Origin of the sequence: Edaphobacter bradus, assembly GCF_025685645.1 — a bacterium.
Taxonomy (GTDB): Bacteria; Acidobacteriota; Terriglobia; order Terriglobales; family Acidobacteriaceae; genus Edaphobacter; species Edaphobacter bradus.
Window position 1 is genome coordinate 432,795 of the sequence record NZ_JAGSYF010000002.1, and the last position, 22,402, is coordinate 455,196.

17 protein-coding genes and 1 tRNA gene are annotated in these 22,402 nt (G+C 58.9%); 11 read left to right on the forward strand and 7 right to left on the reverse strand.

Translation table 11 applies throughout. The features are described from left to right. Positions 1 to 29: 29 nt before the first annotated feature. The 3 genes from OHL16_RS07870 (at position 30) to OHL16_RS07880 (ending at position 3,279) form a co-directional block, all read left to right on the forward strand. Entirely contained in the window at positions 30 to 1,211 is a 1,182-nt protein-coding gene (locus tag OHL16_RS07870; protein ID WP_263366566.1) for a DUF6599 family protein, read from the forward strand. A 1,006-nt stretch (positions 1,212 to 2,217) separates the two neighbouring features. After that, positions 2,218 to 2,293: transfer RNA gene (locus tag OHL16_RS07875), tRNA-Thr, on the forward strand. Between the two features lie 98 nt (positions 2,294 to 2,391). Continuing rightward, the gene (locus OHL16_RS07880) at positions 2,392 to 3,279 is read left to right on the forward strand and encodes a transporter (RefSeq protein ID WP_263366567.1); all 888 of its coding nucleotides are present in this window, start codon (positions 2,392 to 2,394) and stop codon (positions 3,277 to 3,279) included. 38 nt (positions 3,280 to 3,317) lie between these two features. Here OHL16_RS07880 and OHL16_RS07885 read toward each other — a convergent pair whose 3' ends face one another. Further along, positions 3,318 to 7,055 carry an alpha-amylase family glycosyl hydrolase gene (locus OHL16_RS07885; RefSeq protein ID WP_263366568.1) on the reverse strand — a complete coding sequence of 1,246 codons (3,738 nt, stop codon included), beginning with the start codon at positions 7,053 to 7,055 and terminating at the stop codon, positions 3,318 to 3,320. Between the two features lie 180 nt (positions 7,056 to 7,235). On the opposite strand from OHL16_RS07885, the gene OHL16_RS07890 reads away from it, so the two are divergent. The 3 genes from OHL16_RS07890 (at position 7,236) to OHL16_RS07900 (ending at position 10,751) form a co-directional block, all read left to right on the forward strand. Next, on the forward strand, positions 7,236 to 7,607 hold the full coding sequence (locus OHL16_RS07890; protein WP_263366569.1) for a VOC family protein: 372 nt from the start codon (positions 7,236 to 7,238) through the stop codon (positions 7,605 to 7,607). A gap of 154 nt (positions 7,608 to 7,761) precedes the next feature. Continuing rightward, positions 7,762 to 8,700, forward strand: coding sequence for a tetratricopeptide repeat protein (locus OHL16_RS07895; protein ID WP_263366570.1), 939 nt, complete (start codon positions 7,762 to 7,764; stop codon positions 8,698 to 8,700). 374 nt (positions 8,701 to 9,074) lie between these two features. Next, positions 9,075 to 10,751 carry an alpha/beta hydrolase gene (locus OHL16_RS07900; RefSeq protein ID WP_263366571.1) on the forward strand — a complete coding sequence of 559 codons (1,677 nt, stop codon included), beginning with the start codon at positions 9,075 to 9,077 and terminating at the stop codon, positions 10,749 to 10,751. Positions 10,752 to 11,125: 374 nt separating this feature from the next. Here the strand turns inward: OHL16_RS07900 and OHL16_RS07905 are convergent, their stop codons facing one another. The 5 genes from OHL16_RS07905 to OHL16_RS07925 all read right to left on the reverse strand — a co-directional run bounded on the left by OHL16_RS07905 (position 11,126) and on the right by OHL16_RS07925 (position 15,983). Continuing rightward, positions 11,126 to 13,369: a TonB-dependent receptor gene (locus tag OHL16_RS07905; RefSeq protein WP_263366572.1), complete on the reverse strand. Its 2,244-nt coding sequence runs from the start codon at positions 13,367 to 13,369 to the stop codon at positions 11,126 to 11,128. A gap of 109 nt (positions 13,370 to 13,478) precedes the next feature. Continuing rightward, positions 13,479 to 13,856: a hypothetical protein gene (locus OHL16_RS07910; RefSeq protein ID WP_263366573.1), complete on the reverse strand. Its 378-nt coding sequence runs from the start codon at positions 13,854 to 13,856 to the stop codon at positions 13,479 to 13,481. Positions 13,857 to 14,028: 172 nt separating this feature from the next. After that, positions 14,029 to 14,361 (reverse strand): cupredoxin domain-containing protein, encoded by a 333-nt coding sequence (locus OHL16_RS07915; protein WP_263366574.1) that lies wholly within the window; start codon positions 14,359 to 14,361, stop codon positions 14,029 to 14,031. Between the two features lie 26 nt (positions 14,362 to 14,387). Further along, positions 14,388 to 14,921 (reverse strand): DUF4142 domain-containing protein, encoded by a 534-nt coding sequence (locus tag OHL16_RS07920; protein WP_263366575.1) that lies wholly within the window; start codon positions 14,919 to 14,921, stop codon positions 14,388 to 14,390. Between the two features lie 90 nt (positions 14,922 to 15,011). After that, entirely contained in the window at positions 15,012 to 15,983 is a 972-nt protein-coding gene (locus OHL16_RS07925; protein WP_263366576.1) for an AraC family transcriptional regulator, read from the reverse strand. A 248-nt stretch (positions 15,984 to 16,231) separates the two neighbouring features. On the opposite strand from OHL16_RS07925, the gene OHL16_RS07930 reads away from it, so the two are divergent. The 5 genes from OHL16_RS07930 to OHL16_RS07950 all read left to right on the forward strand — a co-directional run bounded on the left by OHL16_RS07930 (position 16,232) and on the right by OHL16_RS07950 (position 21,546). Beyond that, complete coding sequence (locus OHL16_RS07930) at positions 16,232 to 16,606, forward strand: PA2779 family protein (RefSeq protein ID WP_263366577.1); 375 nt, start codon at positions 16,232 to 16,234, stop codon at positions 16,604 to 16,606. An 11-nt stretch (positions 16,607 to 16,617) separates the two neighbouring features. Beyond that, entirely contained in the window at positions 16,618 to 17,172 is a 555-nt protein-coding gene (locus OHL16_RS07935) for a C39 family peptidase (RefSeq protein WP_263366578.1), read from the forward strand. A 69-nt stretch (positions 17,173 to 17,241) separates the two neighbouring features. Beyond that, complete coding sequence (locus tag OHL16_RS07940; RefSeq protein ID WP_263366579.1) at positions 17,242 to 18,948, forward strand: tetratricopeptide repeat protein; 1,707 nt, start codon at positions 17,242 to 17,244, stop codon at positions 18,946 to 18,948. 115 nt (positions 18,949 to 19,063) lie between these two features. After that, positions 19,064 to 20,230, forward strand: coding sequence for an acyl-CoA dehydrogenase (locus OHL16_RS07945; RefSeq protein ID WP_263366580.1), 1,167 nt, complete (start codon positions 19,064 to 19,066; stop codon positions 20,228 to 20,230). Between the two features lie 74 nt (positions 20,231 to 20,304). Further along, positions 20,305 to 21,546 carry an MFS transporter gene (locus OHL16_RS07950; protein ID WP_263366581.1) on the forward strand — a complete coding sequence of 414 codons (1,242 nt, stop codon included), beginning with the start codon at positions 20,305 to 20,307 and terminating at the stop codon, positions 21,544 to 21,546. 202 nt (positions 21,547 to 21,748) lie between these two features. On the opposite strand, the gene OHL16_RS07955 is transcribed toward OHL16_RS07950, so the two are convergent. Next, positions 21,749 to 22,309 carry a carbonic anhydrase gene (locus OHL16_RS07955; protein ID WP_263366582.1) on the reverse strand — a complete coding sequence of 187 codons (561 nt, stop codon included), beginning with the start codon at positions 22,307 to 22,309 and terminating at the stop codon, positions 21,749 to 21,751. Positions 22,310 to 22,402 lie beyond the last annotated feature (93 nt).

Here is a 22,402-nt window from a genome sequence, read left to right on the forward strand (position 1 = left end):
ATCTGGCCGATAGCAGGGGTAGGTGCTTCATGGTTCACGGCAGATTAGGATTTCGGGTCTTCGCACAGAGTTTCATCGCTCTGAGCCTCGCAGGCGCAGCCGCCTTCGCCTCGGCGGAGCAGCAGGCACAGACAACTCTCGTTGTGCCCGCCGCTCCGCTGCTTCCCGCGAAGTTCGGCCCATGGCAGGCGCAGGACGCCGCGCCTCCCTGCACCGACTGCTTCCATCCCGAGGGCCAGACTGCAGCCGTCTTCAAAGAGGACGGTCTCACTCGCACCAGCCAGCAGTCCTATCACTTGGCCAACGGTCCCCAGACCATGCAGGTCGAGGCCTACCAGTTCATCGATGCCACCGGAGCCTATAGCGCCTTCACCTATCTGCGCGGATCGGGAGCGAAGAACTACTCCGCCGCCAGAAAGTCCGGCTCCGAGACCATCGCAACCGGCACCGGCGAGTTCCTCGTCCTGAGCGGGACCACCGTGGTCGACGCGCACGTGAAGCAGCCGCGCCCGACAACCTCCGACGAGTTGCGCCAGCTTGCCGTAACACTGCCCAAGATCGGCGGAATCAAAGGGCTCGCTCCGCAGCTGCCGACCTACCTCCCGCAGAAAGGCCTGCAGGATGATTCTGTTCGCTACGCTCTAGGGCCTGTCGGATATCAGGCCATGGGCGGCGCGCTGCCCCCGGAGATCCTCGGCTTCGACAAAGCCGCCGAGGTCATCACGGCGAAGTACTCCGGAAAGGGACTGCTGACCCTGCTCATGCTTCCCACGCCTCAGATCGCCGGCGACCGCGGACGCGCCATCGCCGCCAGCCTCACCCAGCAGGGAGCCTCCGCCGGAACCGTGAAGTTGCGCCGCGAAGGACCGCTCCTCCTCCTGACCACCGGCTCCTGGAGCCCCTCCGAGGCCGAGGCGATGGTCAACAGTATCCACCTGCGCAACGAGGTCACCTGGAACAAGGCCCTTCCGCCTGAGTTCCACGTCGAGGTTCAGAAGACCGTCAGCCTGCTTAGCGGCATCCTTATCTTCTGCGGACTTGGGGCTTTAGCAGCAATCGTGCTCGGCCTCTTCTTCGGCGGAGGACGTGCCGCCATCCGCGTCCTGCAGGGCAAACCTGCCGCCTCCGAGCCGGAGTTCCTCCGGATCGATCTCAGCGGCCGCGCCGAGCCCATCCACTCCGACCCGCCAGCAGCCGGCTCCCAGGGTTGATCCCTTTGAGACGTCCCCAGGCTGCACCTGGAGTGGTGCAGCCGCCAGTCTAAGCGGCTGATTCGATAGTGCTTTGACCTTTTTCCACAACCCCAAAGGCGAAATAATAGCGAATAAAATACCGGGGGTTGTACGTGTAGTAACCCTAGTAACTAGTTGTAATGTAACGGTTTATCCTTTTTCGGTTTAAACCTTGACACGTCATTTCGCCAAACTTAGTATTTCGCCAGAAAGTTCTGATGGCTTTGCCTCCGTTGGAACTGTTCTCCCTAAGGAGGGGCTGCCCTGTTGCCGGGCGGCCTCTTCTCGTCTGCGGCAATAATTCAGACAAGACCACCTAAGATTTTGCGTTGCAATCGTCTGCCATCGCTGCGCGACGACGAGCAGAGTTGGGAAGCTCACTGCCGCGAAGAGAGACTTCGAGCGAATGCGATTGGATGGTCGTGTGATTCTTCCGCAGGCAGCTACGCAAACGCACTCGCGAAACTCGGTCACCCTCGACCAGCGGAACGCGACTCCGTCAAATTGAGAATCGGGTCCACCGGAGCCCTGCTCATCTCTTCTTCCGCATCAAGATCAACACGCGATGCCACGACACACGGCGCGACGATCATCGCTAAGGACGACAGCAGGGCTAGCGCATGCCACATTGCAGGGCCTCTTTCCCAGGGAGAGCGCAGGCTTGCGCCTCCTGATGCTCGTCCCATCGGCCCATCCCGTACGTAGCTTTAGCAATCTCCCGCAGTTGGACAGAGTCATTTCCCCCTCCGGAACTCCACCCTGGCGACTGCTCGATTCGATAACCGGTCCCGACACAAGTCCCGATCAGTCCCGCCCGCTTGTGATCGGGATTGGCGGCACAAACATCGACTTCAGCAAAACCGACCTGAAAATCCTTCCTGCAAAAGGCGAAGAGACCTCAGCCCATAGCTGCGAAGGAAAGTTCCGTCCCACGCATTAGTCGAATTTGGAGATACGCCCCAATGCCGCTAAAATAAACAGGTACGCCGACGTAGCTCAGTTGGTAGAGCAGCTGATTCGTAATCAGCAGGTCAACGGTTCAAGTCCGTTCGTCGGCTCCATCCTTTTCTTTCCTCTACCCATAAATTTGAGTATGTTGGTGTCGTAGATGCGGGCACGTCTGCGAATCCGTCCCACCGTTGGCGTATGGCTCGCATGCGTGGCGACAATTTGCGCCTCAACCCCGCTCAACGCGCAGGATCTTGAGCCTCGAGCCTATTCAGCCTCGCCCGTAGGAACATGGTTTGCCAGCGTTGGCTTTGGACGCTCCAGTGGAAGCATCGCCTTCGACCCTACGGTTCCCATCACCAACGCAAAAGCGACCTTCCACTTTCCAGCACTAGGCCTCGGCCACACGTTTGGCGTCTTCGGCCGGCAGGCCCTGCTTACCGCAGTGCTCCCTTACGCCTGGGGGAACGCCTCCGGTAACGTCGGCGATCAGTCAGGCATGGTATATCGCTCAGGACTGGCCGACGTGAAGGCAAAGTTCTCCATCAACCTGCGCGGCAACCCGGCAATGACTCCCCGAGAGTTCGCGCAACGATTGCACCGCAGGACGATTCTCGGCGCGAGTCTCACGATGAGCGCACCCTCCGGACAATATTCCGGCGAAAAGCTGATCAATATCAGCACCAATCGCTGGTCATTCAAACCCGAGCTTGGTATCTCCGTCCCGGTCAAAAAGTTCTATCTTGATCTCTACGGCAGCGACACTTTCTTCACCGCAAACTCAAACTTCTATCCCGGGCAGTCACTTCGAACCCAGGCTCAGCTCCCAGCCATTCAGGCGCACGCCAGCTACACGGTGCGCCGCGGCCTGTGGGTCGCTGTCGATGCCACGTGGTACGGAGGCGGCGCCTCGAAGATCAACGGGGGCGCGCCATCCGAGCGGCAGAGCAACACCCGGCTGGGCACCCAGGTCTCGCTCCCCTTACCCGACAGACAATCGCTCAAATTCGCCTATAGCTCCGGCGTGAACGCAAGGGTAGGCTTCCAGTTCAACACCCTCTCCGTGGGCTGGCAGTACATGTGGTTTGGCGGACCGTAGATTCGCGAGAGACGCGCGGCGAATCACAGGCGCCTCCCCTAAAGCTCCCTCTCCAGCAGGTCTTTTGCGCGGCCCACGTGCGACAGGTTGAGATATGGATCCAACTTGTACCCTGCATACTTTGCCAGCGAGCAGACCATCGAGACTGCGCTCTCAATTCTCTTAATAGAGGACGGCGTGGCTGCACCCTGCCGTGTCATCTCGATCAACGCAGGGAGTTGAATCCAGCAGAGAAGCTCTTCGAACTGTTCTTGATTGAAGTAGGTGGTACCGGAGGCCTCGTTGACACCTGCGAGCCATCTCACGTCCGCGTCCGCCCAGAACGCTTCAGAGCGAATCAAAGTGTCCGGAGGCACATCTGCATGTGACAGCAGGACTCTGACCTGCGCAGCGACTCTCCATGCCTTCTCACCTTCCAATCCCAGAGAGGAAAAGACTTCAGCGAGCGCCGAGCGCAAGTGAAGCCTGTCGAACAGCGCATCGCTCATTCCCCGCGCTGGAAAACTACGCAGAACCATCCATGCAAGCACCGGAGCCCATGTCTGCTCGATCGAGATCCCCGGTTCATTGCTCGGCAGCATGTAGCGAACACCCGCCGGCCACACGGTCGAAAAGCTCTGTTCCAACCGGGGAAGTTGAGCGGCGGCCAACGCCAGCGCCTCGCACTCTCTCCTGAAACTCCGCTTGAGATCAGAAGGAGCGCCGTCTCCTGCGGCAGCGCTCTTCGCGACACCATCCGGCGCCTTCTTCAGAGCGGAAGCCATCGCTTCCCTCTCTTCGGCAGGCAGGCTATCGATTGCTCTTTCGAAGAAGACCTGGCTCGTTTCAAGGAACGCGCGAAGCTTGGGATCAAGCGCAGTGGTGCTGGACGCCTCCCCGGAGTTCACAGTCACTCGCTCTCCCGCGGCCGCTTCGGGCAGCTCAATACTCTTGCTTGGAGCAGTCTCTGCAGAGAGTTCTTTGCACATCTCAGCGCCACGTTGCCTTGTATCTCTTCCAGCTATCTCCGCAAAGGAGCAGACGCTGCCTGCATTGATGACCTGATGCAGCGCCTCATGGACCGGCCGCAGGCGGAGCTTCGTAAGCGCCTCTTCCACGCTGTAAACTCCCTCGCCATGCAAAGCATCGCAAAGTTCAGCCCAGGGATACTCCGCCGAGCTCCGAAGCTCGCGCCAATGCAGCAGGGATGCATATTGAAAGCCACGCAAATCAAACGTCAGACCATGATGATGAATGTCCGTAGCACGACGCAGGTATTCGAGACCACGCGCCGTATCGCGATACGCGAAGATAACCGAGTCCTCTTGAGAGATCCCCAGCCCATCGGCTAGGCTCCTCTGCCTCAACTGATTGCTCGCCTTGTCCATGAAGGCGGCCGAGATATGCAGGGTGCCGCGCGTTGACCCATAGGTGTTGTTATAGATGATGAGCCCGCGCTGGCCGCCCAGGCGGTTGGAGTAGGCAAAGACATTCTCATCGACGGTTCCGTGCTCCGTCCAGAAATCGTAGAGCACGAAGTTGGTGCTCTCCGCGAACAGCTTGCGGTCTTTGAGCAGTGGAGCAATCTCGTGCTGATGGCGCGCGATCAGACCCTCGTTCGGATGCTCGTCCATGCGAGCACGTTTGAACTCCATGCCATAGCGCTCGGTGTAACCCTCGATCTGCCCGTGGCCGAACATCGGCAGGCCCGGCAACGTAGCCAGCAGCGTACAGACGCCGAAGTACTTGTCTCCCGTGCCAAACTGGTCGATCGCGGTGCGCTCGTCGGGATTGCTCATGAAGTTCACATAGCGCTTCAATACGTCGGTGTCGAATTCAATCGTCTTCTTCAGATAGGACCGATACTTCGCATTCTCCTCATCGCGCAGCATGTTCATGAACGCGCTGTTGTACACCCGATGCATCCCAAGGGTGCGAACGAAATACGCTTCAAGCAGCCAGAAGGCCTCCGCCAACAGCAGCGTTCCCGGAACCTCGTGGGCGACTCGATCGACGACCTCACGCCAGAACTCATGCGGCATAAGAGCATCGAACTCCTCCTGCGACATCGCATTTTCAGCGCGCGAAGGGATCGATCCGCCGGTCCCCGGCAGCGGGAACCACAGCCGTTGCACATGGCGCTTCGCCAGCACCATCGCTGCGTCGAAGCGAATGATCGGGAACTGTCTCGCAACGTGCAGAATCGTCTGGATGACGTGCTCGCGAACCTCGTGCTTCGTGTAGTCGAGTTGGGCAGTGTCGTTCCATGCAAACGACGTCCCATCATTGCCGTGGTAGATATAGCGCGTCGTTCCATCACGATGATGCCGCAGGCGAAACGCCACCGCCGCGTCACTCTGATCGTAGTAATGATCTTCAATCTTGATCTCGACGCGGCTGTCCGTCGAAAGATCGGGGCCTGAGAAGCTGTACGACGGGAACGGGCTCTCCCACCGGTAGATAAACCAGTCGGGATGCTCGATGACCCACTCCGAGTCGATTCCCATGTGGTTCGGCACCATGTCGCTCGCCAGCCGGATGCCGACGGCAGCAGCCCGGTTTCGCAGATTCTCGTAGGCGAAGTTACCTCCAAGATCTTCGGCGATGTTGTATTCCTTCAGCGAATAGGCGGACGCCACCGCATCGCCCTGGCCGCGCAGCCGCTTGATCGTCCTTGAGGCGATGCTCCTCTCCCACAACCCGATGAGCCACAGCCCGGTGATCCCCCTGCCGGCGAGCAGCCTCAGCTCCTCGTCAGGAATATGGTTGAGATGGTGGATGTGCCGTCCATATTTCTTGGACAGCTGCTCAAGCCAGACGTAGGTGCTCTTTGCGACCAGCACGACGTTCGGCATCCACGCCTGATCGGCGCTGAAGGCCTCATACTCGTGCAAGGGAGCCTGATAATCGTGGGCATAACTGCGACGCTGGCCGGCAAAGTCCTTGTCGAAGCCGACAAACTCGTCACCCACGAACCCTTCCCCGCCCCACGTCGGCGGGCCGTGGCGGTGCCAGTCCGGTCCAGGAGGATTGAACCGCAGCCAGATCGCAATATCTTCTTCGCGCAGTACATCGATCGCCAGCAGAAGTTTGCGCAGGTCCTGGTCCAGATACTTCGACCAGCTCTCGCGAATGAACTCAAGCTGTCCGGTGATCGAGTCCGGCGAGGCAAGCATCGGCGCCCGCAGAACCTCAAACAGACTTCCCACTTCAGGAGAAACTTGCGGCCGCGTCGTCAGATAGTCCGGAATCGCTGCCGTTACGCCTTGATAAACCGTCTGCGCCTTCAAATCCTTATCGTCGAACAACTCGCGGAAGGGAGTGAACGCAGGATTGATGTTGGCCAGCCATAGCAGCATCAGCTCTTCGAGCGCCGCTTCGCGGTTCGGCATTCCCTCGGTGGCGCCCTTCAGCCATTCCTCTGCCGTCAGTTCCCCGCGATAGACCGCGACATTGGGAAACTGCTCCACGAAGGCGAGCAGCAACTGGTCCACCTTCGCAGGTTCCAGCTTCGACGCAAACCAGCGCATCGCCTCCGAGTGAACCGCCGGGTCGATCTGCTTGCGATACCGGGCAACCAGCGCGTGACTGAGCTCGTCAATCAGGCCCATTGCGAATAACGCACCTGCATTGATCGTCCTCGCCGGATCGGCCTTGGCACCGCGAAGGCTGTTGAGCCGGTTTGCCAGCTCGCGGCTCGCCGCTACGTTCGCGAAGACTACGTTTCCCGTATAGCCAAAGATCAGCCCACCGATATCCAGCTTTTCTCGAACAGCCCGGGAAATATGAAATTCCATGATCAAGTACCCCAATACGCCCCAATGCGCGTCCCTGACAAGTACAACACTCTACTCGGAAATTCGCTCGCGCGAAATGGCTGCCCCTGGAGAGCGATCTCGCCAGATGGCCACATTCTCTCTTCTACCCTACGCGGGTGTATACCTGTGCCCATACCATCCTTGTCATAGGAGAAAGCCATGCTCTCCACCTGCGACGTCATGGGCTTCATTCCAACGACCGACCGCACCCGCGCCCGCGGCTTCTACCTCGGCACGCTGAAGCTCAACTTTGAGAGCGACGACGGCTTCGCGCTCGTCGTAAACGCCAATGGAACCTCGATCCGAATCGTCGCGATGGAAAAGTTCACGCCTGCTCCCTACACCATCCTCGGATGGAAGGTCCCCGACATCGCGCGCGCCGTCACGGAACTTTCCACAGCCGGAGTCTCCTTCCTCCGCTATTCGTTTCTCCAGCAGGACGCCTCCGGCGTCTGGTCAGCGCCAGGCGGAGCGAAGGTCGCATGGTTCCACGATCCCGACGGGAACGTGCTCTCCATCTCGCAGTTCTGAGCAACGGCGCGCTCGGAATCCGATTTGGTACGCGTTATCCACCGATATTTGTCCACTTGTAACGAAAGCCTCTTGATTGACGCGGGTTCAGGACGCATACTCCAGAAAGAGTTCCCGAAGCGTTCTTAGCGAGACACTGATTTTCGGACCCTGTATGACGGTTGCCAACCGAGACACCGACGTGACCCGTTATAGCCGTCAGGACGTACTCCGCATCCTGCACCTGCACACCCGCCAGATTCAGGCGTGGGAACGGGCCGGACTCATCTCCCCCAAAGACACATACTCCTTCGAAGAGCTCGGGCAGTTCCGCATCCTGCGCGACCTGCAGGCCAACACACGCATCTCCGCCAAGAGCATCCGTGCTTCGGTCGACGCCATGCAGCGCGTCGCCGGAATGAGCAACCCTCTCCTCGAGGCGACCGCCGTCCGCCGCGGTTCGCGCCTCTCCTTCCGCCACGCAGGCGCCATCGTCGACCCTATCACCCAGCAGCTCGCCTTCGACTTCGAGACCTCGCCCAGCCGGCAGCTTCAGGTCGTCAAGCCCGAGAGCCTGAACCCGATGCAGAGGACCGCGGAGCTGCAGGAGATGTTCCTGCGCGCCGTTCGGCTTGAGGAGCAGCCCGCCACCATCCCCGAGGCCATCGAGCTCTACGAGGCCATCCTTGAGACGCAGCCGCGCCACGCGCCCTCGCTCATCAACCTCGGAACCATCCACTACAACATGCGCCACTTCGAGAAGGCCGAGGACCTCTACCGCCAGGCCACCATCGCCGACCCCGAGTACGCGCTTGCCTTCTTCGACCTCGGCAACGTCCTCGACGAGATGCAGCAGCTCACCGAGGCCACCCTCGCCTACCAGCGCGCCGTGGCCCTCGTCCCCCAGTACGCCGACGCCCACTACAACCTCGCCCTCGCCTATGAGCGTCAGGGACAGAAGCGCCGCGCCCTGCGCCACTGGCTCACCTACGTCCGCCTGGACCCCGTAGGCCCATGGGCCAGCCACGCCCGCGACCAGGCCCGCAAGATCCTCAAGTCCGAAAAGCTCTCCATCGTCAGCCGCCGCGGACGCCTCGTCAAAGCCGCCGGATAAAGCTCCTGCTGCCCCATGGGCTGGGAATCGAGAGTCATTTTCCGGAGGTCCGCTCATTCCTTACAGGTCGCCGACATCCACTCAGCTAACACAAGGGCGTTTGTCGTTACCTATCCTCGAATCATTTCCGAGTAGCCCGTTACTCAGTCCGAACCGTAATAGTGCAGACTCTTTTGTCCGGCGCACGGTCTAGCGACGCGCAATAGCCGATGTGACGCCCTAGGGCAAGATGATGGATGGCGCCTTGTTCCCTACTGCAGTGCGATCTCCGCCAGTCACCGGCGAGTCCGCTCACCGCCAACACTGCTATAACCTTTCACGAGGCTTCTCGCGTTTGAAAGGAGATAACTTTGTCTAGTAGGCGAAAGTCGTCGATGGCGTTCTCGATTTTCATGCTTTGTAGCATCGGCTCGTTTGCAAGCGCTGCCGAACTCGCCCTTGGTAAGGCACAGCAGGGGATCCTGAGCGCAGGCAAAACACAGTCTTTTACGGTCTCGCTCAACGGTGGAGACTTCGCTCAAATCAAACTGGAGCCTTATGGAACAGAACTTGTCGTCATAACCTACGATCCGTCAGGAAGCAAGTTTCGAGGATCAAAGCTTGGGCCCGATGAAGGGAATGTCAGCTTCGTTGCGGAGCAGGGTGGTGTCTATCGGCTTGAAGTTGCAGCCAGCGACGAGACGAAGGAGGGAGCCTTTACTCTCACGCTTGAGAAAGTCGTGACGCTCGCAGGACGGCTAACTCCTCCCAAGCCGGATTACGAAAGTCCGCGTATCAAAGCTCTCAAAACTGCCGTCGATAGCGGGAAACAGGTAAGCGTGGATGCTTTTTGGGACGAAGTGAAGGAGCGCGGCGCCCCTCTGATCGAGCCACTGGCTGGCGATGACAAGAACATGCTCGTCACCTTCCTTTGGAGAGGAGGGCCGGGCACACACAATATTTTCGTGGTGTGGTTCCCGTATGCGGCTGAAGAACCAGACGACTATCACATGGCCCGCTTAGGCGAGACTGATGTCTGGTACAAGACCGTCAAGGTGGATAAGCGAAAGAGGTTCATGTATCGGCTTGCGCCGAATGTTCCCAGACCCTACGGACCCCCGGATGGCTCCAACGATGAGATATTCGCAATTATCGGCACAGCGGAAAGAATCGACCCGTTGAATCCGAAACGCTGGGCCGTCGACCCGAAAAGTGTCGATCTCCCGCAATATCAAGGCTTCTCGGTTGTCGAGATGCCAGCGGCGCCAGGGCAGCCGTGGGTAGCGGTTCGGGAAGGCGTTCCGGCAGGCACGATCGAAAAAAGTAAATTCAAGAGTACTGAACTGAACAACGAACGCGAAATCGCGGTCTACGTTCCGCCTGGATATTCAAAAACCGCGAAGCCTTACGGGCTGCTTGTTCTATTTGACGAAGGTGCCTATCTCGGCGACAAAAAACAAGGGGTACTGGTCCCCGCGCCAACCATTCTCGACAACCTGATTTCGGAGCAGCGTATTCCCCCCATGGTCGCGCTCTTCGTCGGCAATGCACCCGGCGCGCGCAACCGCGAACTGCCTTGCAACGCAGCTTTTGCAGATTTCTTGAACTTCGAGCTCGTACCATGGGTCCGCCGTTCCTATAACGTGACAACGGACCCGCAGCAGACGGTGGTTGGCGGCTCCAGTTATGGCGGATTAGCCGCGGCATACGCTGGTCTGCGTCACCCGGAGACGTTCGGGAACATCCTCTCTCAGTCCGGCTCTTTCTCCTGGGCTCCGCCGAAAAATGGTAGCCCTTCTGATGCTGATCCTGATGACGAACAGAATTGGCTGGCTCGACAGTTCATCGCAAGCCCCCGCCTGCCGCTCCGCTTCTACATGGACGCAGGCAGCGACGAAGTTGACCTTTCCGGTCACGGTGCGCGTTCTCTGGCGTCAGGCCGGACCTTACGCGATGTCTTGCTCGCGAAGGGCTACGAAGTTCATTTTCACGAATTTGAAGGCGGCCACGATTATTTGAGCTGGCGAAGTACTCTCGCCGACGGCCTAATACTGTTAATCGGCACCCCCTGACGAGTCGGCAGCAGGAACCGGCCGCGACGCCATAACACTATAGATTCCCTTTGCTCGAGAGAATCCGGTAATCCGGGCGAGTGGTCGGTAAACCGGAAGTTGGTTGTGACAGAGAAGCAGCCGATTAGTAACGGGAAGTCGGCTTGTGGGAAGTCATGGATGCAGCGCCGACCAGATGCCGCGATACAGACCGCCGACTCGTCGTCGCACGAATCGGCGGTTGTGATCAGGTGTGCACTTCACACTGCTTTTGCAGCTAAAAACTGCTCATCCCCCCGATAGAGGCACAACGTGTGTGGTGCTGCTGGATCTCCCCCGGCCATAATCCGGCTTCGACCCAGCTGGCAGCCGGCGTTGATTGAGTAGAAAAGCAGCTAGTAGTGGAAGCGATAGCGGACCTCGGCGTATATCTCACGCGGGTCGTTATAGTGGAAGCCGCCGAAGGTAAGACTGTTGTCGAGCAGCACCCTGCGGTTCGCCACGTTCAGAGCGTTGACAGAGACAGTCATCTTCTCACCGATCTGTCGGCTCACCGCGAGATCGAAGGTAGTGTGCTCGGGAAGATAGGCTCCGGGGTACTGCTGGTTGGGGGAGCCATTATGGAAGCCGGAGCTGTAGTTGACGTTGGTCGAGGCCCGGATGTGCGAGGGCAGCGAAGCATCGAAGCCCACGTTAAGAGTGTTGCGCTGGTCATGATCGAGCGGGCGGTAGGTGAAATCGGAACTGCAGTCCGGTGACGCGATCGGATAGCAGACAAGACCCCCCGTAATGGCTCCACGCTGCTGAGCTATCTGGTTGGAATAGGCAAGGCGCGCCTGGCCAAAACGAGCGATGCGGGGAGAACGAAGTGAAAGCTCCCATCCCTGGATAAGGGCGCCATCTACGGTGACCGGGTAGTACAGACTGGACTCGCCAATGTTGGAATGGTCAAGGAAGTTGTTGGCGCGAGTCTGGAACGTGTCGGCATCAAGGAGCCAGCCACGAAACGGTATCTGGACTCCAAGCTGATGCTCTTCGTCCCGCTCCCCGTGCAAAGGCTTGAAAGTGGTGTTATTTGCCTGAGCAAGCTGGATCACCGGGCCGCTGGCCGTCAACAGCGGAGGAGGCTGATAGAAGCGTCCATAGAAGCCGCGGAAGACCCAGTTGAGCTTCGGAACCTGAACCGCCAGCCCGACCCTGGGGTTGACGTAGGTCTCGGTGAAGTCGCCCGCAAAGTGCGAGACCCGCAGGCCGCCGATGACGGTTAGCCAGGGCTGGACTTTGTAGTTGTCGGAGAGGAAGCCCTCGACGACTCCGCCGCTGGCGCTGCCGCCATTTAAGACAGAGCCTAAGAGATTGCTGTCGTGCTGGCCGAAAGAGTAAAGACCCGCCTGCAGGGTGTTGTGGGCAACCTGGCCTGTGATGGATGCCTGAAGCCCCCCGTAATTCGAGCTGCGGTCCGACGTCGTAGCTACAGGCTTATCGGCAACCCAAGGTTGATAGTTGGCTCGGTTGTAGTGGTAAAAGGGAGAGACCTGGAGGACGGTTGAGGGGTTGAAGCTGTGAATCCAGGAGAAGGCCGCAAGTCCATCGACCTCGCGCTGCGTGTCACGAAGACCGCTGGAGTTGTACTGTTGATTTCCGATGCTGTTGGGATCGGGGTCGTAGGGAATCTGGTAAAAGTCAGTTCGTAGCTGCGTAACCAAACGAAACTGGTCCTGCGGCGTGCGGTTATACAGGAAGGAGCCGAAGCCGCCATATCCATTCGCTGCGTCATGGAGAACCTGTCCAACCGGAGGAGAGAGTCCGTAGTCGCTTCGATTGCCGTTGAGGCTGGCGTAGTAGGCGAACTTCTCCGTATGGCTGCCGAAGTTGAATTGGTCGTTGGTCTGGAAAAAATTACCAAGGCTGAGTACTAGCTCCGCCTCATTGTTTCGCTCAAAGCCAGTGCGCGGCACGACGTTGAAGACGCCATAGGTACGATCTCCGATGTCGGCGGTATAACTCCCACGCTGGACCTCGAGGTAGTCGATATCCTTGGGGTCGATCTGTGCGCCAAGGTTGCTCGCGATATTCGTGTTTGGGATTTGCACGCCGTCAATCTGCCAACTGACCTGATGGCCTCCGCGCATATGGAGCATGTCGTGAGTGATATAGGCTCCGGGCACGTAATCGGTGATCATCTGCAAGCCGTTAGTGCGGTCGGCGCCCGGAGTGCTGGCTATGTCCAGGCGGCTGACGAGAGTGGTCGGAGTGACAGAGTTGACGTTCGCGGCGTCCACCCCAGCATTCACAGTGATCGACTGCTCCACGCCGCCAGGCTGCAGTGCAAAGTGAAGCTCTGGCGAGGTATTGGAGGCAAGGGTGAGGCTCTGGCGAAGCTCGGAGAAACCAGCTTCGCTGACCGTCACGGTGTAGTCCCCAAGCGGAACCGCAGATAAAGTGAAAGCCCCCGACTCGTTCGTAACAGCCGTAAGACCCCATGAAGAATGCGCAGCCTGGAGAGTCACCTGAGCTCCCCGGATTGGTCGATGCTGAGGGTCATGCACAATCCCCTTCACCTTCCCGAAGACGGTGGCATGGGCGAGACAGCTTTGCAGCAAAAGAAAGAACAGACAAAACAATGCGAACTTGCGCATAAGGCACATCCTGGTCTTGAAGCGAGACGATGAGAGGAGGGGGACAGCGACGTGCAGCTCCCGCTAAGACGGGTGCTGTGGCTCAGGTCGAATCAGCAGGGAGGATGCTCTAAACGGAGGGAGGGCCGCGCTTCTGCCGGGAGCGGTCGCGCGAGATGCGCCACTTGGACTCAGTCTGCGCAACTCCCGCAGGATGACTCACAAGCCCGGCGGAGATTACATCCGCCGTGGGAGCGGTATAGAGGTTGGTGTGCGCGGCAGCCAAAGCTTGCGGAAAGTAGGGGCACTTCTCAGCAGGCGCACGAAACTGAGGATCGTGGCTGGCAAGCGTGCTGCGCTCGCCTGTGCTCATCATGCAGTGATGTTTTCCATTCCGGCGGCAGCACACAGGCAGACTCCCGCCCCCGTCCGCTCCGAGTGCAAAGAGTGGTGAGACGAAGGGTAGGCCAAACGCGGCCAGCAACAGAATGGAGAGAAGTTTCCGCATAGCTTATTTCCGCTATAGCTTGATTGAAGCGCGTTGCACGACTCTTGGCAAGCTCAGCCGCCGCGGACGCCTCGTCAAAGCCGCAGGATAAAGCGCCAGCCGTTGCCGACAACCCGGGAGTGACGATCACAGTTGGTGAGAAGCCCTGTTATCACCAGTTGACGGCGACCGCCTACGGCTTGACGATAATCACGCCTTTCATCTGCGGATGGAACGTGCAGTGGTAAGCGAACTCGCCCGGCTGCGTCGTCACCAAGCGACCGGTTGCCTTGTTCTTCAGTAAACCGGTGTCCCATCTATTGTTGTCCGCTGTCGCCGTATGTGGGGCGAAATCCCGATTGATCCATTCGACGGTGTCGCCGGCGCGTACTTCAATTCGCGACGGCTCGAAGCCGAAGCCCTTGATCTCGACCTGGTGGATCGCTCGAGCTGTCGTTTGGGCACGAAGCGGTAGGGCGTAAGCCCCAACCGCCAGTGCTAGCAGGAATTGGCGTCTGTCGAACATCTCATCTCTCCAATGCCGAGCTCAAACTACTTCAATGCAGCGACCATGTGGGCGGCATGACCTTCATGCGCACGGAAAGTTACGAGCGCCTGAGCCAGAAGGTCCTTAAGTTCTCCATTCTGAACAGTCGGAATCCAGGTCTCGCCGACGATCTTGTTCACCGTCTGGTGATAGGCGAGTTCGTTGGCGGCGTAGGCGCGGTCGAACGCCACGCCATGGAGAGCATTGAGTTCAGCTCTCTTGGCCTTAGCGCCGGAGTTCATCGCCTGGCTGAACGCATTGTCCTCGGGTTTAACATTCAGCTTGGTGAGAAGTGCGCCCGCACCCTCATTCACAGCCGCGTGGTCGCGGATCATCAGTTCGGCAAATTCGCGCACCTCCGGGTTCTTCGTCTTCGCGAGCGCGATCTTGGCATACTCGATATCGATGACGTCCGCAGTGTAGGCGGCATGCGCAATCTGGAGGTCGCTCAGTCCGGCCTGGGCATGAGCGATCCCGGCGGCTAAGGTCAGCACGATGGCGATCAACAGTGAGGTCTTTAAGGTCTTCAGGTCAAACATTGGTTTCCTTGACGGCGATGATTTCGCCGTAGAACCATCATGCGCATGCCACGGGATTGTGAGCAATATTCAGCGACCAATACGGGACGATCAATCACTCATATGGGACGCTATGCAATGTTCGCGAAAGGGTTGCGATCTGCGAACCTTTGGGGCGTGCCCGAATTTCTGTGCATAAGCGCGGCTGAAAGCCGCCGGAGATCTGTACCCAGTGCGGTATGCGACATCCTTCACGGAGGCACCCGGCTGGTTCAGCAGCAGGCGCGCCCGCTGGAGACGCCAGTCGGTCAAGTATCCCATCGGCCCTGAGCCCACGAGATCACGAAAGCGTTCGGCAAATCGGCTGCGTGACATCCCGACTTCCGATGCGAGGCTATCCACCGTCCAATCGTGATCAAGCCGATCGTGTATGACGCTCAAGGCCTTACCAATCTGGGGATCGTGGACGGCCGAGAATAAACGCTCCAATTCCGGCGCGCGGTCAATCCCGGCGCGTAACACCTCGATATAGAGCACTTCGGACAAGCGGCTGATCGAGGCTGCTGTGCCCGGCGCATCCTGAAAAATTCGGCGTACAACAAGCCGCAGGACATCGTCGAGTATTGGCTGACGCGCTCTATCCGCCGCGGTGAGGTGAAGCGTCTTCGGCAGGGCGTGCAGCAATGGATGGTCGGCCCCATCAGCGAATGTGAAGTGGCCGCAGACCATCTGGGTCGATGCGGTTGGATCTCCTGAGCCGATGACGAATGCGCCTTCGCCTGTGAAACCGGAGCTGGCCACAACGTCCTCGAGCGGGATGCCAGCCCGTCCGGGCATGTCAGCCAACGTATGGGCGCTGCCATAGGGCACCAGGATGAGATCACCAGGTTCGAGCAACACCTCTACGCCGCCCGGAACCGTCACATGGCAACGGCCCTGCACTACAAGATGGAATCGAGCGGCCTGTCCATAAGCAGGTACCCCGATCGCGAATGGCGGCGAGAAGTCAGTGCGAAAATAGAGCGCCCCTTTCAGTTCTACAGTATCCAGGACGTCACTTAGCACGTCTTTCATGCAGATCATCCTACCCCCGGGGACGATGTTGCACAAAGTGGATCGCTCGCCGGCGCCAGCGGATCTCCGCCGTTTGACCGATGTAAGTCGTTTGATCCCGGCCTTGCGGAAGCAGGCTCTCCTGTGCCCTCGAGTAGCCCTTTAGCATAAGAGGCTCAAGGTCTAGCGAATGTATACTGGCACTAAGTCAACCCCAACTCCCCTGGAGGGTCGCAAAAGTAATGCACACTGATTCACGGCAGTTTGTTAGAGCCCTGATGGCTACTACCCTTGTTACGGTCTTTGCCATTCCACAAAACCTCTTCGCGCAGTCTTCCGAACACCTGGTGAGTCCCACTGAGCTCCAAAAGGCAGTGGTGGATTCCTCCCAGAAAAAACAGCAGAACCTGGACACGTTGAATCAGTTCTTCTCCTCTGAGAAGGCGCAGCGTGCGTTAGAGTCAGCGCATCAGAACCCGGAGCAGGTCAAGAAGGCAGTTGCCGGCCTGAGTGATGATGAACTAGCGCAACTCGCGTCCCGTGCGAACAAGGCGCAGGCTGACTTCGCTGCTGGAAGGATCGACGATCACGATTTGTTGATTATCCTGGTATGTATCGCTGCTCTCGTCCTTGTCATCGTCGCAGTACACTAAGAGCTGTCCGAATGCCACGCAGCATCTTCAGATTCGTTGTTCTGATGCTATTGCTGCGTGGCGTTCTTTTCGCAGCCGAACTCAGCGGCATATGGCTCGATATTCCGTTTGTGAAGCAGGAGAAGAACGGCTGCGGGCCTGCCACCATAGCCATGGTCATGCAGTACTGGCAACAGCAACAGGCTCAACCGGCGAGCACCTCTGCAGACTCCGACCATATTCTGCACACTCTGCGCGCGGACTCCACCCGCGATATCTATGCCTCTGAGATGGAGCGCTACTTTCAGCAAAATGGATATCGCACGTTCGCATTTTCGGGACAATGGGCGGACCTGAAGCAGCAGCTTGGAAAAGGCCGCCCATTGATCGCGGCGCTGAAGCCTGGTTCGAGTCGCGAGCTCCACTATGTAGTAGTGGCGGGAGTGGATGAGGAGCACAAACTTGTTCTGCTGAACGATGCCGCACAGCGCAAACTCCTCAAAGAGGACAAATCAAGATTCGAGCAGGAATGGAAAGCAACCGGATACTGGACTCTACTTGTCGTTCCCGAGATGAGTTCGCACTGACGCAGCTTGCGTATCCACGGGACTCGTTTATGGTCTTCCATGCATAAGGCAAGAGACCGTAGACGTTGGATGAAATACACCCGGAAGATGCTGAATTTGAGCGTAGTTATTGCTCTCCTCTGTGGTTGTCTGAGCCTAACCGCTCAGACTGCTCCAGTTGAACTCCCTCCAGCACAAGAGGTCACAAAACTTGCAGCCGCGCAAGGCTGGGAAGAGATCGCGCATCTGCTGGGACCCATGCAGTCGCGCTCGGCCGACATGAATTTTTATTACGGCACCGCGCTGGCGCGACTAGAGCGTTGGTCGGAGGCGGAGAGCGCGTTTCAGACGGGATTTCGACAAGCTCCAGCTGATCCAAGATTTCCAATCGAACTCGCGGGACTAGCCTTCAGGCAAAAGCATTATTCTCAAGCCGTTGATCGTTTGCACCAGGCGATCAAGCTCGCGCCTAATGACACCTATGCAAATGACTTTTTGGGAACGGTCTATTTCCTTCAGGGGAATCTTGAAGCGTCCCTGAAGTATTGGAACCGCGTTGGGAAGCCCGAGATTGCAGAATTGCGAGAGGCCCCGTTGCCTCGCGTTTCGCCCGCATTGCTTGACCGGGCGTTCGCAGTTTCGCCTGCCAGCACTCTTCTCGTGCCGCAGTTTCTGGACACGGACGCGCGCATCCGTGGTTTAGGAATATTCCCACAGTACAAATTCGATCTCCGCGCACGCGGCGATGACAAGTTCGATTTTGTGCTCCGCAGCCGGGAACGCAATGGGTTCGGCGACAGTAAATTGGAAGGGGCGTTCCAGTTGCTTCGTGGACTTCCATTTCAGAGCGTCAATCCCGAGTTTTATAACCTGCATCACGAAGCCATCAATCTTGTATCTCAATTCCGTTGGGACCCACAGAAGCGACGCGTGTTCGCGCAGTTCTCCGCCCCCTTCGAACGCAGTGCCAAGTACCGCTACGAGGTTGTTACAGATCTGCGGAACGAAAATTGGGCTCTGAGGAATTCGTTTACCGGGCCGGCTCCAACGCTAGGAAGCCTTAACCTGCGTCGTGAGGCGATGGCTTTTGACCTTGCCTCACATGCAAGTGGACGACTGCAATGGTCGGCCGGTGTGGAGGCTTCTCATCGTGACTTCCGTAGCGTCGTCCCTGGAACAGTTCTCACGCCGGACATGCTGGCCGAGGGCTTCCAACTCAAGCAAAAAGTGCAACTGACGGGCACACTGTGGCGCGTGCCTGAGCGCCGATTCATCGTGGATGCAGAAGCATCGTCTCAGGCGGCTCGATTGTGGTCGCAGCATCAGGAAACCTTCGAGAAATTGGCGGGCTCGCTGGGTTGGCATTGGTTTCCCCAGGCAGAGGGAGACGATTATGAAATGCGGCAAAGAGTTCGTGTCGGCAAAACCATCGGGCCGGCACCCTTCGACGAACTCTTTATGCTCGGACTTGAGCGGGATAACGATCTGCCGATGCGCGCACACATTGGCACGCGCGACGGACGCAAAGGCAGTGCTCCCCTTGGGCGCGACTACTTTCTCACCTCGTGGGAAACGGACAAGAACGTATATGGAAATGGATTGGTCACGCTGAAACTAGGACCATTTCTTGATGTAGGCAAGATCACTGACTCTTCTACTGCGCTCGGTTCAAATAAGTGGCTTTGGGACGCTGGGGCGCAAGCCAAACTGCGCATATTCGGAAGCACTGTTACGTTTTCCTACGGAAAAGATCTTCGTTCTGGAAACAACGCCTTCTATGTAACGCTGCTTCATTAGCGCGCGCCCTCGCCGATTCGGAAGTTGCGAGCACGCCCTAAGGGATGAATCACTATTCACTCCACACCCCGCAATGCTAGACTCACCTTTTCCCACCAGACCATGAGGTGAGTTGATGTCCGAACCCAGTCACGCCCCGCTTACGCGCCTAAGCTCCGACGAGCAGATGTTCCGCGATACCATCCGCCGCTTCGCCGGCGAGCAGATCGCCCCCCTCGTCCGCCAGATGGACGAGTCCCAGCAGATGGACTCCAAGCTCCTCCGCCAGCTCTTCGAGCTCGGCCTCATGGGAATCGAGATCCCCGAGCAGTACGGCGGCTCCGCCGGGACCTTCTTCGAGGCCATCCTCGCCGTCGAGGAGCTCTCCGCAGTCGACCCCTCCGTCGGTGTCCTCGTCGATGTCCAGAACACCCTCTGCATCAACGCCCTCGTCCGCTGGGCCACACCCGAGCAGAAGCAGAAGCACCTCAACCGCCTCGCCTCCGACACCATCGGAGCCTACGCCCTCAGCGAAGCCAGCTCCGGCTCCGACGCCTTCGCCCTCCAGACCCGTGCCACGAAAGCACAGGGAAAGGACGGCTACGTCCTCAACGGCCAGAAGCTCTGGATCACCAACGCCAAAGAGGCCGGCGTCTTCATCGTCTTCGCCACCATCGACCCCGCCCTCGGCTACAAAGGCATCACCGCCTTCCTCGTCGAAAAAGGAATGGAAGGCTTCACTCTCGGCAAGAAAGAGGACAAGCTCGGAATCCGCGCCTCCAGCACCTGCGAGCTCGTCTTCCGCGACTGCTTCATCCCCTCATCCAACGTCCTCGGCGAACCCGGCAAGGGCTACAAGATCGCAATCGAGACCCTCAACGAGGGCCGCATCGGCATCGGCGCGCAGATGCTCGGCCTCGCCCAGGGAGCCTGGAACCACGCCGCCCACTGGGCCAAAGAACGCAAGCAGTTCGGAAAGACCATCGTCAGCTTCCAGGCCATGCAGTTCCAGCTCGCCGAGATGGCCACCGAGATCGAGGCCGCGCGCCTGATGGTCTACAACGCCGCCCGCCTCAAGGATGCCAGGCTCGACTTCCTCAAAGAAGCCGCCATGTGCAAGTACTTCGCCTCCCACGTCGCCGAGCGCGTCGCCTCCCTCGCCGTCGAGGTCTACGGAGGCTCCGGCTTCGTCAAGGACTACCCCGTCGAAAAACTCTACCGCGATGCCAAGATCGGCAAGATCTACGAGGGAACCTCCTTCATGCAGCTCGCCACCATCGCCAAGCTGACGTTGGGCGTCTAATCAGAGCAAAGTGGACGGACCACCCTCCTAACAGTGAACCTGCAAGGGGTTACACTGGAACGAAGCTGGCCCGGATGAAGACCAAAGTAAAGCCCGAACGCCCCAAGGCACCCCTGTCCTTTTTAGGGATAGCCTGCGCCGTCGGCGTCTCCACCATGTACTACAACCAGCCGCTCCTCGAGGAGATAGGTCGCACCTACGGGGTCTCAGCAGGCCACACCGGCTTCGTCGCGGTGGCCACGCAGGTCGGCTATGCCGTTGGCCTGCTGTGCTTTGTGCCTCTCGGCGACATCCTCGAGCGCCGTGCGCTCATGATGCGCATGTACGGAGCCGCCTCTATCGGCCTCGTCCTCACCTCGCTTGCTCCCACACTTGGCTGGCTCATCGCCGGAAGTGTCCTCATCGGCCTGCTGGCCTCCGTCACCCACATCGTGCTGCCCATAGCGCCCGACCTCGTCAGCCACGAGGAGCGCGGTCGCGCCATCGGCACCGTCATGATCGGCCTTCTGCTCGGAATCCTGCTCGCCCGCACCTTCGCCGGATGGGTCAGCGGAATCCACGGCTGGCGGTACGTCTTCGGCGTCGCCGCGGTCATGAACGCCGTCTTCGTCCCGCTGCTCTACCGCGTGATGCCGAAGCTGCCTCCCAAGCAGGACATCCGCTACGCCGAAGCCATGCGCTCGCTCTGGACGCTCTTCCGCAACCAGCCGCTGCTGCGCGAGTCCAGCTTCGTCGGCGCACTCGTCTTCGCCTCCTTCAGCTGCTTCTGGACCACGCTCGCCTTCCTGCTCAACAGCCACTACCGCCTTGGAGCCGGAGTCGCCGGAACCTTCGGACTCGTCGGAGCCGCGGGCGCTCTCGTCGCGCCACTCGCCGGCCGTCTCGCCGACCGCCACGGCTCCCGCTGGGTCCTCACCGTCGGCATGTCGCTGCTCGCCTTCTCCTACATCTTCCTCTGGGGAACAGAGCGCGCCCACGCCTCCATCGCTCTGCACATCATCGCCCTCGCTATCGGAGTCATCATCCTCGACATGGGAGCCCAGATGTGTCAGGTCGCCAACCAGACCCGCATCTTCGGGCTCGTCCCCTCCGCGCGCAGTCGCCTCAACACCGTCTACATGACCATCTACTTCAGCGGAGCCGCCATCGGCTCAGCCCTCGCTACCATCGCCTGGGTCCACTTGAAGTGGAACGGCGTCTGCTCGCTCGCCGTCGGATTCATCGCTCTAGCCTTCCTCTACCACGCCAACGGCTGCCGCATCGACGACAAGCACCGCTGCCACCCCACCATCGAAGACGAACTCATGGAAGCCTAAGTTCTGGCGGCACGAAGATGGGTGCCCCATCTTCGCGACGGCTTCATCGTCGCTAAGGTGGGCCATCACGCGAGAGCGCGATCCGCCTTCCTCAAGAACCCGCATCCATCCGAAGCTAACCCCGAACCGGAAGGGCCGACTTCAGAGCCTGTCCTGAGCGCAGTCGAATGGAGGCCACAAAAGCCGCCACCGCCTCCATCTCCTACGCCGTGCGAATCGGCGCTGGCGGTACGACGATCTCAACCAGTCCGGTCGCCACGTCATAGACAAGGCCGGAAACAAGCCACCTGCCCGGCAATGTAGGAATCGTTCGAAGCAAAGCAACGTCGACGGCGACAGCCACACGGGGATCGGTGACCGCCTTTGCCTTGAGTTCACCTTCCTGTATTTGAAAAAAATGTGCCAGCATGGCAGGGTCGCCTTCAAGGCGAGTGATGCCGCAATCAGTGTGATGAAGCACCACAAGGTGGAACTCACCACCGCCTCCGGCAATCTTTCCCATAACCTGGCCAATTCTCCCGAGTAGACCCAATTCTTCCAGCAATCCCGGAGTAATTCGACCACCAACGTTCCGTATCACGAGCGCCTCGCCCGGTTGAATGCCAAATATATGAGCGGGGTCCACACGCATATCGACACAACCGATGATGGTTGCTTTGATATTCGGCGTCGCCTGCGGCAGCGATGGCATAAGTGTGCCCGCAGCAGTCTGCTGAGCAGCAAAGTCCTTGTTACGTTTCAACAGGGAGTCGAGATTGTTCACATTGATTCTCCTTGAGAGACATTCCCCGATACTTTGCTGAACAACGAAATCCAAAAGATCGCTGACAGGTGTTCTGATGCACTGGACATGGGT